9 protein-coding genes and 4 pseudogenes are annotated in these 12,244 nt (G+C 48.5%); 9 read left to right on the forward strand and 4 right to left on the reverse strand.

The features are described from left to right. Window positions 1-3 precede the first annotated feature (3 nt). The gene (locus tag HV213_RS14550) at window positions 4-1,326 is read right to left on the reverse strand and encodes a glycoside hydrolase family 10-like protein (protein ID WP_442788167.1); all 1,323 of its coding nucleotides are present in this window, start codon (window positions 1,324-1,326) and stop codon (window positions 4-6) included. A 272-nt stretch (window positions 1,327-1,598) separates the two neighbouring features. Between HV213_RS14550 and HV213_RS14555 the strand changes: the two genes are divergently transcribed. The 4 genes and pseudogenes from HV213_RS14555 to HV213_RS14570 form a co-directional block, all read left to right on the forward strand. Next, complete coding sequence (locus HV213_RS14555; protein WP_181486220.1) at window positions 1,599-3,119, forward strand: EAL domain-containing protein; 1,521 nt, start codon at window positions 1,599-1,601, stop codon at window positions 3,117-3,119. 133 nt (window positions 3,120-3,252) lie between these two features. Beyond that, window positions 3,253-3,777: pseudogene (gene nqrE, locus HV213_RS14560) on the forward strand (NADH:ubiquinone reductase (Na(+)-transporting) subunit E); the annotation flags it as partial. A gap of 70 nt (window positions 3,778-3,847) precedes the next feature. Continuing rightward, window positions 3,848-4,828, forward strand: coding sequence for an IS5-like element IS5 family transposase (locus tag HV213_RS14565; RefSeq protein WP_000019403.1), 981 nt, complete (start codon window positions 3,848-3,850; stop codon window positions 4,826-4,828). A 145-nt stretch (window positions 4,829-4,973) separates the two neighbouring features. Further along, window positions 4,974-5,063: pseudogene (locus tag HV213_RS14570) on the forward strand (NADH:ubiquinone reductase (Na(+)-transporting) subunit E); the annotation flags it as partial. Between the two features lie 182 nt (window positions 5,064-5,245). Here the strand turns inward: HV213_RS14570 and HV213_RS14575 are convergent. Continuing rightward, window positions 5,246-6,160, reverse strand: a complete 915-nt coding sequence (locus tag HV213_RS14575; protein WP_181486222.1) for an AraC family transcriptional regulator — start codon at window positions 6,158-6,160, stop codon at window positions 5,246-5,248. Between the two features lie 244 nt (window positions 6,161-6,404). Here HV213_RS14575 and HV213_RS14580 point away from each other — a divergent pair. The 4 genes and pseudogenes from HV213_RS14580 to HV213_RS14595 form a co-directional block, all read left to right on the forward strand. Then, window positions 6,405-6,752, forward strand: a pseudogene (locus HV213_RS14580) (alpha/beta hydrolase); the annotation flags it as partial. A gap of 101 nt (window positions 6,753-6,853) precedes the next feature. Next, window positions 6,854-7,885 (forward strand): IS630-like element ISEc33 family transposase, encoded by a 1,032-nt coding sequence (locus HV213_RS14585; protein ID WP_046092923.1) that lies wholly within the window; start codon window positions 6,854-6,856, stop codon window positions 7,883-7,885. A gap of 16 nt (window positions 7,886-7,901) precedes the next feature. Then, a pseudogene (locus HV213_RS14590) lies at window positions 7,902-8,657 on the forward strand (alpha/beta hydrolase); the annotation flags it as partial. Between the two features lie 200 nt (window positions 8,658-8,857). Next, window positions 8,858-9,229 (forward strand): DUF2255 family protein, encoded by a 372-nt coding sequence (locus HV213_RS14595; RefSeq protein ID WP_181486223.1) that lies wholly within the window; start codon window positions 8,858-8,860, stop codon window positions 9,227-9,229. A gap of 137 nt (window positions 9,230-9,366) precedes the next feature. On the opposite strand, the gene HV213_RS14600 is transcribed toward HV213_RS14595, so the two are convergent. Beyond that, complete coding sequence (locus HV213_RS14600; protein WP_181486224.1) at window positions 9,367-9,768, reverse strand: VOC family protein; 402 nt, start codon at window positions 9,766-9,768, stop codon at window positions 9,367-9,369. Window positions 9,769-10,090: 322 nt separating this feature from the next. Between HV213_RS14600 and HV213_RS14605 the strand changes: the two genes are divergently transcribed. Beyond that, on the forward strand, window positions 10,091-11,494 hold the full coding sequence (locus tag HV213_RS14605) for an ISNCY-like element ISKpn21 family transposase (protein ID WP_001567368.1): 1,404 nt from the start codon (window positions 10,091-10,093) through the stop codon (window positions 11,492-11,494). Window positions 11,495-11,522: 28 nt separating this feature from the next. Here the strand turns inward: HV213_RS14605 and HV213_RS14610 are convergent, their stop codons facing one another. Further along, complete coding sequence (locus HV213_RS14610) at window positions 11,523-12,155, reverse strand: DUF6904 family protein (protein WP_001567369.1); 633 nt, start codon at window positions 12,153-12,155, stop codon at window positions 11,523-11,525. Window positions 12,156-12,244 lie beyond the last annotated feature (89 nt).

Consider the following 12,244-nt stretch of genomic DNA (forward strand, 5'->3'; position numbering starts at 1 on the left):
CAATCAACCGCCCCAACGGCTTTTCAGGTAGTTAACGGCTTGCTGGGTTTGTGGTTGATTCAGATAGTTCTCTCTGAACAAAATCGTGCCCTGAATTTGCGGCATTGATTCATTCAGATCAAGCTGCTTTTTCAGTTCAGGCACGCCGCCGCTGACCATCCAGTCGGGCTCGTTCTTTGACGGTTCGCCTACTTTGTAGAGCGCTACGCCGATGTACAGACGGGTATTGGTGGGCTTCACCACGTCAGCCCACCACTTTGCCAGTACATCGTAGCGAGCCGCGTCGCGAGCGAAGGGCCAGTAAATTTGCGGGGCGATATAATCCAGCCAACCCTTCTGAACCCACAGACGGGTATCGGCATAAGACTCATCGTAGGCCGCAGCGCCTCGGGTGTTGGAACCCGCCGGATCGTGCGACAGATTGCGCCAGACGCCCGCCGGACTGACGCCGAATTCCACGTCGGGATTAAGCTGTTTGATGGTGCGGGAGACCTGTTCAATCAGCAGTTGGGTATTGTGCCGCCGCCAGTCTGCCTTCGAGGCAAAACCCTGGCCATACTGTTGGAATGTCCGGTTGTCGTTAAGCGCCGATCCCGGCGATTCAGTGTAGAAATAATCATCGAACTGTACGCCGTCAACCGGATAGCGTTCAACGACTTCAGCAACAATACTGGTTATCCAGTCACGCGCTTGCGGAATGCCCGGGTCAAGGACAAAGCGGTCTCCGGAGGTGCGGATCCATTCCGGGTGCAGGATATATACGCTGGCGGGAACCTGCGAAAGCGTGCTGTTAAGCTCGGTCACGGTTTTAGGACGGGTATTGACGGAGACACGATAAGGGTTAAACCACGCATGAACGCGCATTCCACGCTTATGCGCTTCATCGAGCATAAACTTCAGCGGATCGTAGCCAGGATCCTGACCAATTTTCCCGGTCAGCATGTCGGACCACGGCAAAATCTTTGATGGCCAGAGCGCGGTGCCGTCCGGTTTCACCTGGAAGAACACGGTATTGATCCCGAGATTTTTCAGATTATCCAGCTTGGCGATCAGCGCTTCCTGCTGCAGACGAATGCGGCGACTGGCGTCGATGCCGCCGTTAACGGATTCCAGCGGCGGCCAGTCGAGGCGCGATACGGTCGTTAACCAGACGCCGCGCACCGGCTCATGGCTTTTGGGCAACGTTGGCTGCTTCGCTACGGGCGGTATCGGGGTGACCAGAGAAACAGGTGGCTTACTGGTACAGTGAGCCAGTAACAGAGCGGCGGCTATCACTACACCGGATATTTTCAATTTAGTCAAAAGAGAGCTACGAGAGCGGATCATCATATTTGCCAGCTTTTCTGGTCGTCGTACAAAAGGGTCATTTTCGTATTATTCGATATTAAGTCAATAGTTTAGCTGCATGTGTCGCCGCGTAGATGCGTGAGTCGTAGAGCGATAAATTTTTCCTCGCATCACGTAACTGTTTGCCATGGTATATCATTGATATGCATTAAAACTTGATTGGTTCAGGGCAAGTTTAAACAGGGTTTGTTAAAATTTGACCAAACAATTGACCACCAGTCTTTCATGGTGAGTCGAACTGGGTTAACACAATGAAATATTCATCTTTACGCCGCCATCTGTGGATATTCTTATTTCTGATTACGGTACTGAGCCTGGGTACGGGACTTTGCTACTGGCAAATGCAAAAAAAAGTCGATAAGGATATCCATTCGCGGCTCCAGCAGGCGATAGCCAGTCTCGATGTCACGGTTTCACAAGCGGAACAGGCCGCTAATATGGCCGAACCTTTTATGGGGAAAAACTGTGATGAGAATGTCCTGGCAGAGTTGCGCACCCTGGTTGCCACCATTCCTGATGTGCGGACGGTGAATTTTGGTAAGAATAATGAAATATACTGCACCTCGGTATTTGGGGGACGGAAGTTTCAATTCGATCGGACTCAATATACGCAAGGTGCTCTGCAATTATTCAGCGGTAATGAAATCACGCCTATGCATCCATTGATGGTGTATAGCGAACAGGATGATAAAGGAAATACGGTTCTTGTCGGTGTTGATGGTTATTATTTATACAATATTCTGACCGTTCTTGATGGCGACTCGCATTTGTATCTAAAGGTCGGCGATCGGGTGATGACGCGTAAGGGGGAAGTCATCGCCACGCCAGATATCAAAGCCCCCGTTAGCTTAAAGTCAGAGCAGTTTAACTTCTCGGTCATTGCCGATCGTGCCTGGGCATCCGGGGTGAGGGTGTTTATTCGCTATGAGCAACATACGTTGATCGCGATTATCCTGGCCTCCTTGTTGCTCACGTTTTTATTCAGGAATTATCTGCGCTACCGCAATACGATTGAGTATCAGCTCAGACAAGCGATCGAACTTAAACAGCTCAAACCGTATATTCAGCCCATCGTCAGCGATGAGACGGGAAGGGTGGTTGGCGGGGAAGTGCTGGTGCGTTGGGAGCACCCAAAATTGGGGTTTATTGCGCCGGATAAGTTTATTTCTGTCGCAGAGCAGACCGGGTTGATCAAAGAGATCACGGCGATTTGTTTCGCTGAGGTCATTCGCCAGTTTCGCCGCCAGCAGTCAATGATCCCAAAAGGGCTGTTTATCTGTTTTAACACCAGCTCGGTAAACTTCCAGGACGACGAGATTGTCGCGCTATGCCAGACGTTTATTCAGCAACTGAAAGACTTGCAGGCACGCCTTGTGCTGGAAATTACTGAACGGGAATCGATTGAAAATACCTTGCAAACGTCGGCAGTGACGGATCGGCTCAGAAAAATGGGCGTACAGTTTTCACTGGATGATTTCGGTACCGGGCACGCTAATTACAATTACATTCAGCAGTTTAACCCTGAAATTATCAAAATTGATAAGGTGTTTACTTTTAACATTGTGACCAATAATGCCTCTGCGCTGGTGGTCAAGAACATGGTCAATCTGGCGAAGAAATTTAACTGCCAGGTCATTGCGGAAGGTGTTGAGGATAAGGGCCAGCTTGAGGTGCTTAAGGATATGGGGATCGCTATCTATCAGGGATACTACTTCTCGAAACCGGTACCGGTTAATGAGTACATTCAGATGCTTTCACGCTCGTTTCGCTAAGCAAGAAAGAGAATGAGTGACTTCTGTTCCTACCAAAACACAGGAAATTAAAAGGTGATCAACTCGGCAAAACCGAGTTTTAATTTCCTGTTTTGGCTGAAAATTTGGCACTATTAAGAAATAACTCAACAACATGGAGGTTGTCTTGTTCGAAACTCACCTGAATATTTTTATCCGCGCGGTGTTCGTCGAAAATATGGCGCTCAATTTTTTCCTTGGTATGTGTACCTTTCTGGCTATTTCGAAAAAAATTGATGTAGCTTTTCGTCTCGGATTGACGGTGACGGCCTTGCTGGCGATAGCAACGCCCATTAACAACCTCATTTACAATTATCTTTTAAAAGAGAATGCCCTGATCGACGGGGTTGACCTGAGCTTTCTCGATTTCATCACTTTTATCGGCGTTCTCGCTGCATTGGTGCAGATTCTGGAAATGGTTATCGACAAATACTTCCATGCGTTAAACCATGCCCTTGGTCCGTTTCTGCCGCTGCTGACCATTCACTGCGCCATTTTTGGCGCGACGATTTTTATGGTCCAGCGTGAATACACTTTCCTTGAGTCGCTGACCTACGGCACCGGATGCGGTATCGGCTGGATGCTGGCGATTGTGGCATTGGCCGGGATCCGCGAAAAACTTAAGTACGCGAATATGCCTAAGGAAGGTGCGAACAAGTCCCTGATATGAGATCATGTTTGTCATCTGGAGCCATGGAACAGGGTTCATCATGAGTCATCAACTTACCTTCGCCGACAGTGAATTCAGCAGTAAGCGCCGTCAGACCAGAAAAGAGATTTTCTTGTCCCGCATGGAGCAGATTCTGCCATGGCAAAACATGGTGGAAGTCATCGAGCCGTTTTACCCCAAGGCTGGTAATGGCCGGCGACCTTATCCGCTGGAAACCATGCTACGCATTCACTGCATGCAGCATTGGTACAACCTGAGCGATGGCGCGATGGAAGATGCTCTGTACGAAATCGCCTCCATGCGTCTGTTTGCCCGGTTATCCCTGGATAGCGCCTTGCCGGACCGCACCACCATCATGAATTTCCGCCACCTGCTGGAGCAGCATCAACTGGCCCGCCAATTGTTCAAGACCATCAATCGCTGGCTGGCCGAAGCAGGCGTCATGATGACTCAAGGCACCTTGGTCGATGCCACCATCATTGAGGCACCCAGCTCGACCAAGAACAAAGAGCAGCAACGCGATCCGGAGATGCATCAGACCAAGAAAGGCAATCAGTGGCACTTTGGCATGAAGGCCCACATTGGTGTCGATGCCAAGAGTGGCCTGACCCACAGCCTAGTCACCACCGCGGCCAACGAGCATGACCTCAATCAGCTGGGTAATCTGCTGCATGGAGAGGAGCAATTTGTCTCAGCCGATGCCGGCTACCAAGGGGCGCCACAGCGCGAGGAGCTGGCCGAGGTGGATGTGGACTGGCTGATCGCCGAGCGCCCCGGCAAGGTAAGAACCTTGAAACAGCATCCACGCAAGAACAAAACGGCCATCAACATCGAATACATGAAAGCCAGCATCCGTGCCAGGGTGGAGCACCCATTTCGCATCATCAAGCGACAGTTCGGCTTCGTGAAAGCCAGATACAAGGGGTTGCTGAAAAACGATAACCAACTGGCGATGTTATTCACGCTGGCCAACCTGTTTCGGGCGGACCAAATGATACGTCAGTGGGAGAGATCTCACTAAAAACTGGGGATAACGCCTTAAATGGCGAAGAAACGGTCTAAATAGGCTGATTCAAGGCATTTACGGGAGAAAAAATCGGCTCAAACATGAAGAAATGAAATGACTGAGTCAGCCGAGAAGAATTTCCCCGCTTATTCGCACCTTCCCTAAAGCATTACGCGGATTAGGCAGCGTATTTATTACCGCCGGGTTGATGTCGCTAGGTTTTATGTCGTTTTCCGGTATCTCGTTGTAGGCTTGAGGGAGCAGGGCGAACCCTGCTAACTTACTTGCCCGGTAAAGTTCGATTTATTCAATCAAATCTTTGATGCCACTCAATGGACTAACGGTGCTTATGCCATAGGAAACTTTTTCCTTGTTCCCCTGAAAAACCGCCATATTAATACAAAGACCGGATTAACAGTATTCGGTGGAATATTAAAGCTTACTGGCAGACTTTCTCAGAACAGTGATATCCCTTTTAGGCGACACCTCAAACATCCTCGTATATTCACGACTGAAATGGGATAAGCTTTCATAACCGACAGCAAATGCCGCCGTGGTGACATCATAATGCTCATTCAGCATCAGTCGTCTTGCCTCATTAAGGCGCAGCCATTTCTGGTAACGGAGTGGACTCATTCCCGCAAGTTGCCTGAAATGGTGATGAAAAGAGGGCGTGCTCATCTGCACCCGACTCGCCAGCTCCTCGATACGCAAAGGCGATGCTATATTGGTCTTCAACCAGTCAATGGCTCTGCCGATGCGGTAACCATGTCCGTCTACGGCTGCAATTTGTCTAAGATGATCGGTCTGGTCACTCATCAACAGGCGGTAATGTATTTCCCGCTGAATAAGTGGGCCGAGAACCGGGATGGCTCCGGGCTCGTCAAGCAATGCAAGCAGACGGCAGAAAGGCTCCAGCAGAACATCCGTCACCGTTCCGATTCCAACACCTGTCCCCACGTTTCTTTTTTTGACTGGTGGCAGACCTCCCTGAGCAATTAACTCCATTAATACGCGTTGGTCGAGTTTATAGGCTATACCGACGCACGGCCGTGATGACGATGCTTTAAGTACTTCTGAACTGGCGGGCAGATCGAGAGACGTTACCAGAAACTTTTCCGCATCATATTCGTAGGGTTCACCGCCAACCCACATGGTCTTCGCGCCATCGGTCACCAGAACCACGCTGGGAGGGACCGGGCAACTGACCGGAGAAGCAGGCTCATCTCGTCGGAATAATTCCAGTCCTTCGATAGCAGTGGGGAAATCTCCGGTACCAGGCGTGCGTTGCGCGATATCCTGGGTGAGCATCCTGAGTAAATCCCCAACCGATCTGTCTGAAATCATTTTGTATGCCTCAATTTTGCGCTATCTCTGCGATGTTAACTTACCAGCCAGAAAAATAGAAATAAACGCTTTCACTGCAGGTTCATAGGATCAGGCAAAAAACAAAGAGTATTTTAATAACACATTTCTTCAGGGGCACCCAAAATAGCAATACTCAAATCAGACTCTGGCCCGGTATATATACGCCGATGTTGTGTCTGAATGAATCATGTATACCGTTTGAAAACAGCCCCTTTATCAACGAATGAAAGGTTTCAATATCATGACAATAAAATCTTCAAAGCGCTTTTTCAATAGCGCACTCCTCGCGGGAGCACTGTCCATGATTTCTACAGAATCTGCGCTCGCCCAGCCTGTGTCCGGCACATCAGACCCTTCGGTACGTCTGGTTCAGACGTGGGATAAAACCTTCTCAAGGAGTGACAAAGTGGAGCATCAAAAAGTGACGTTTAAAAACCGTTACGGCATGACGCTAGCCGCAGATGTGTATCTTCCTAAAGATCGCGGCAACAAGAAACTTGCTGCTATTGTTCTTTCGGGGCCTTTCGGTGCGGTAAAAGAGCAGGCCTCTGGCCTTTACGCTCAAACGCTAAATAGATGCGCGGAATAGTAGATCACTGAAAGGGAACTCAGCCCGGATTGTGCGATCTGATCAATCGCCAAACCAACCAAAACCACCAACCGGACTGAGCGATGCCGATCATAGCACCAATACCCCGTGGCGAACGACGCCTGATGCAGAAAGCTATTCATAAAACGCGCGATAAAAATCATGCCCGCAGACTCACGGCCATGCTGATGCTTCATCGGGGTGAACGGGTCAGCGATGTTGCCAGAACTCTCTGTTGTGCTCGTTCATCCGTTGGTCGCTGGATTAACTGGTTTACGCACTCAGGTATTGAAGGCCTGAAATCCTTACCCGCAGGGCGCTCCCGACGCTGGCCTTTTGAACATATCTGCACCCTGTTACGTGAGCTGATAAAGCATTCTCCCGGCGATTTTGGTTATCAACGTTCACGCTGGAGCACCGAATTACTGGCAATAAAAATCAATGAGATAACCGGTTGCCAGTTACATGCAGGAACCGTTCGCCGCTGGTTGCCATCTGCGGGGCTTGTATGGCGCAGGGCCGCGCCAACTCTGCGTATCCGTGACCCACATAAAGATGAAAAGATGGCGGTAATCCACAAAGCGCTGGATGAATGCAGCGCAGAGCATCCGGTATTTTATGAAGATGAAGTGGATATCCACCTTAATCCTAAAATCGGTGCGGACTGGCAGTTGCGCGGACAGCAGAAACGGGTAGTGACGCCGGGGCAGAACGAAAAATACTATCTGGCCGGCGCACTGCACAGTGGCACGGGTAAAGTCAGCTACGTGGGCGGCAACAGCAAAAGTTCAGCGCTGTTTATCGCTCTGCTGAAGCACCTGAAAGCCACTTACCGGCGGGCGAAAACAATCACGCTGATCGTTGATAACTACATTATCCATAAAAGCCGCGAAACACAGCGCTGGTTGAAAGCAAATCCCAAGTTCAGGGTAATTTACCAGCCGGTTTACTCGCCGTGGGTGAATCATGTGGAACGGCTATGGCAGGCACTTCATGACACGATAACCCGTAATCATCAGTGCCGCTCAATGTGGCAGTTACTGAAAAAGGTCCGCCATTTTATGGAAACCGCCAGCCCATTCCCCGGAGGAAAACATGGTCAGGCAAAAGTGTAGCGGTATTAGGCGCAGCTATTTAGCCGAGCGCGGATTCGTGACGCTGGCTTTTGATCCGTCTTACACCGGGGAAAGCAGTGGGGAACCACGCAATATTGCCTCTCCTGATATTAATACCGAGGACTTTATGGCCGCGGTCGATTTCATTGGATTGCAACCTTATGTCGATCGTGAGCGCATCGGTGTCATCGGTATTTGTGGCATGGGTGGTATTGCACTGAACGCCGTTGCAGTTGATAAACGCGTCAAAGCCGTTGTTGCGAGCACCATGTATGACATGAGCCGGGTTATGTCCAAAGGCTACAATGACAGCGTAACCCCGGAGCAACGCGAGCAGGCGCTTGAGAAGCTGAGTCTTCAGCGCTGGGACGATGCGGCAAACGGTGAACCTGCCTATCAACCCCCTTACAACAAACTGAAAGGCGGTGAAGCGCAGTTCCTCGTGGAATATGCGGACTACTATATGACAAAGCGTGGATACCACCCGCGTGCGGTAAACTCAGGAAATTCATGGTCGGTAACAACCCCGATCTCCTTTATGAATTTCCCACTGATGACCTATATTAAGGAAATTTCTCCACGTCCGGTCCTGTTTATCCATGGTGAAAAAGCACACTCGCTTTATTTCTCCAAAACGGCCTATGAAGCGGCAAATCAGCCAAAAGAGCTTTTGATTGTCAAAGATGCTACACATGTTGATTTGTATGATCGGATGGATAAAATTCCGTTCAACGACATCGCAGCATTCTTTAATAAGAATCTTAATAAATAAGTAATAACAGACCCAGCGCAGCCAGGTCATCAAGGTCTAAATATGCAAAATTTTATCTATCATAACACTGCGAAAATTATTTTCGGTCAAAATCAAATATCCGCAATTGAGCATGAAATTGCCGCGGATAAAAGAGTGATGATTAGTGAATGAAGTTATATTTCACGTACTCACAACGTTGTTTAAAAGAGGAAAGGTAGATGTCCTGGAACTTTGACCTGTTAGCAAAAATTGATGCGGCTGATGATCTCAAAATCGCCCCGTTTCATCCTGATATGATGACCACCGGTACGCCAACATGGATTTGGGAGGTGAGGGTAGATAACCGCCTTTTCGTGCGTGCCTATAGTGGCACGGGTTCTAAATGGTATCAGGCAGCGCTGGACCAACAGGCTGGTAAGATACGGGCTATTGGGCAGGAGTTTGACGTCATATTCGTGATGACATCAGATCCTGTGCTTCAGAACAAAATAGACCAGGCCTATCTAACAAAATACGCCAGCAGTCGCTATGTTTCCGCAATGACCGGGACAAGAGCCAGGGCGGCTACCGTCGAAATAGTACTTGCCTGATCGATGCCATATTGGAGTATTTGGGTTTTATATCGTTTTCCGGCATCTTGAAACCCTAACTACACGTTTTGAGAGTGGTTAGGGTTTCCTGACGCTGCGTTTGACGTTGATTGAAGTACGCGTCTTTATTTTATGTATTAATCTGTTATAGCAAGCGGAGTAAATAACTCAATCAAGTTTTCCTCCGGATCGTACAGATGAACTACACGCATACCCCATTCGGGCATATCCATTGGCTTGTTAATGAATTTAATCCCTTTTGCTAAGAATGCCTGATAGCTTTCATCGACGTTATTTACCTCGAAAGATATCATTGATTTTTCTCGATATCCTATAGGGTGTGCTTTTTCGGTGTTTCCAATAACCGGTGCCATCAGGTCGGATGTAAATAGGGCGAAGCCTTCTATTCCTTCAGCTACTTTGAAGCTGGCATAGCAATCTTCAATATCCCAGACCGCTTCCAAACCAAGTTGCTGGGTGTAGAAGTTAAAACATTTGCGGTAATCTTTGACTAATAGCCTTACGTTGCTGAATTTCATATCGACTTCCTTATAGACATCTATGTTTTATTTAGACGGGATAAAAGAGCTATGGGCGAGTTGCGACACACGCTGTGTCAGTTCGGAATGAAGTGAAGTAAATGTACGACAGACCTAATGCAATAAAAGGGAGGTAGCTCAAAATTCACAACATGCTGATTTCTGTGGCTGCTCCAGTGAATCATGATGGCTATTTAACATAATATACATTATGCGCACTGAGGCTGTAATGGCTCAATAGTAATGTCCGCCTGTGGCTCAATTCAGATGTCCGCGCTATGGTAAGCTTCACTGGTCCGTTTAAACTACCGGGAGGCATATCATGAGCGCAGAAAGCTCAGGAGTGTTTACTTTGAAAGAGATCAACCGGATCAAGATTATACAGGACGTCATTGAACGTCGCATCACAACGCGCCGTGCGGCCGAGCACCTCGGTATCAGCGACAGGCAATGCCGCAGACTTCTTGCCCGTTACCGTGAAGGCGGACCGCTTGGTATGGCCAGCAGACGATGTGGCATGCGTGGTAACCGCCAGTTGCCACCCGGGCTCGCAGATCAGGCTCTGGAACTGATCAAGACGCGTTATGCTGATTTCGGTCCGACTCTGGCGCGTGAAAAGCTCGAAGAACTCCACGGACTGTTTCTTGGCAAAGAAACTGTCCGGCGCATCATGGTGCGGGCTGGCTTATGGGTTCCCCGTAAACAACGTGCCGCAAGGATCCCTCAACCACGGTACCGGCGTCCGTGTACTGGTGAGCTGATACAAATAGATGGCTGTGATCACGACTGGTTTGAAGGCCGTGGCCCGGCCTGCACCGCGCTGGTCTATGTTGATGATGCAACCAGCAAACTGATGGAACTGTTGTTTGTTAAATCGGAGTCCACGTTTTCTTACTTCGAAGCCACGCGGCGCTATATCGATAAGCATGGTAAACCGCTGGCACTGTACAGCGATAAAGCCGGTGTTTTTCGTGTTAACAATAAACACGCCACAGGCGGAGACGGGCATACTCAGTTTGGGCGAGCCATGCATGAACTGAACATCCAGACTATCTGTGCAGAAACCAGTCCCGCCAAAGGGCGTGTAGAACGAGCTCACCTCACTTTACAGGATCGTCTGGTCAAAGAGCTGCGGTTACAGGGCATTTGTTCAATGGAGGCTGCAAATGACTTCGCTGAGGCCTATATGGCTGACTATAACCGCCGTTTTGGCAAAGTACCGCGACATGATTTTGACGTACACCGTGCTGTAGAACATGATGAGGACCTGGGGCTTATTTTCACTGTTCGTGAAAAACGTAAAGTCTCAAAATCGTTGACGATACAATATGATAAAATGTTGTACCTGATTGAAGACAGCGAACTGAGTCGCCGTGCAATAGGTAAATATATCGATGTGTATCACTATCCTGATGGCAGAAAAGAGCTGCGCCTGAACGGTACGCTACTTCCCTACTCTACCTACGACCGACTGTCAGAAATCGACCAGGGCGCGATTGTCGATAACAAGCGTCTTGGCCGAACCCTGGAGTTTATCAGTCTGGTGCAGAGCAAGCGGGATAACACGCGCTCTCAGTCAATTCCCGCTGGAGATGGCCCTTCCCGACGACGGCCAAAGCAGGAAGGGAAGAAATCCCAGCGCTCACTGGATAATGATGACATGCTCGAAGCACTCAAACAGCTTCAGTCACGTTCAGAGGACATTTTTGGTAAAAGAGCCCGCTGATGGTACTCACTGGCCGGACAGTGGTTGCTCACCAGTTGATATTGTCCGGCCAGACCCATGATGTATTATTCATTTCGTTCAGCATCTTTATGTCCTGCTTTTCACGGGCATACTTACCCCATAATGAATGAAAAGAACGAACAATACTGATTAACTGCTTTTTTCTTTGCTCCGGAGATAGGCTGATAAAATAGCAGCACCTGCTGTCAATATTATCCTCAATGAAATTAAAATCAGAGTCTGATGCATATTTTACTGTTAGCATAATATCATTCGACGTTGTTCTCTCAGACTCTGTTAATGCTGATTCTATCAGGTATTCAAAGGCATACATGACAGACAGCTGGTTTTTGTCTGTCTGAATATAACCCATTGAGTTTCTGAGTATTGAGGACTGTACCAGGACCAGAGGCCATAAAAGCTCAACACCATAAAGCTTATATGTATCATGTTGATCATACTGATGTTGCTCAACACGACGATTACCTTCCCGTGCTTTACGAATATCATAGGCAAGGGATAACATAAATCCGTCTTTAACTTTAATCAGTGGGCTTTCATCCACGATGTAATGAATGAGTTCATGTAATTCATTCAGGGCTTCTGAATCTCCCCACAGTATAAAACCTGCATTGTTCGGCGTTAACTCGTATCGAAGCATGGGCTCAATCATCCTGTTGTTTCAGTCGGAGGAAAGTCTATCAGTAAAGAGAATGAGAGATCAAAGTGGTCATTTTAATTGAGCTGGAT

It is taken from the genome of Klebsiella sp. RHBSTW-00484 (genome assembly GCF_013705725.1).
Lineage (GTDB): Bacteria > Pseudomonadota > Gammaproteobacteria > Enterobacterales > Enterobacteriaceae > Klebsiella.

What these genes read in the sequence shown, in the direction of transcription:
- HV213_RS14550 (WP_442788167.1), bottom strand. Translation starts at nt 1,326, where the DNA reads ATGATCCGCTCTCGTAGCTCTCTTTTGACTAAATTGAAAATATCCGGT.
- HV213_RS14555 (WP_181486220.1), top strand. Translation starts at nt 1,599, where the DNA reads ATGAAATATTCATCTTTACGCCGCCATCTGTGGATATTCTTATTTCTG.
- HV213_RS14565 (WP_000019403.1), top strand. Translation starts at nt 3,848, where the DNA reads ATGAGTCATCAACTTACCTTCGCCGACAGTGAATTCAGCAGTAAGCGC.
- HV213_RS14575 (WP_181486222.1), bottom strand. Translation starts at nt 6,160, where the DNA reads ATGATTTCAGACAGATCGGTTGGGGATTTACTCAGGATGCTCACCCAG.
- HV213_RS14585 (WP_046092923.1), top strand. Translation starts at nt 6,854, where the DNA reads ATGCCGATCATAGCACCAATACCCCGTGGCGAACGACGCCTGATGCAG.
- HV213_RS14595 (WP_181486223.1), top strand. Translation starts at nt 8,858, where the DNA reads ATGTCCTGGAACTTTGACCTGTTAGCAAAAATTGATGCGGCTGATGAT.
- HV213_RS14600 (WP_181486224.1), bottom strand. Translation starts at nt 9,768, where the DNA reads ATGAAATTCAGCAACGTAAGGCTATTAGTCAAAGATTACCGCAAATGT.
- HV213_RS14605 (WP_001567368.1), top strand. Translation starts at nt 10,091, where the DNA reads ATGAGCGCAGAAAGCTCAGGAGTGTTTACTTTGAAAGAGATCAACCGG.
- HV213_RS14610 (WP_001567369.1), bottom strand. Translation starts at nt 12,155, where the DNA reads ATGCTTCGATACGAGTTAACGCCGAACAATGCAGGTTTTATACTGTGG.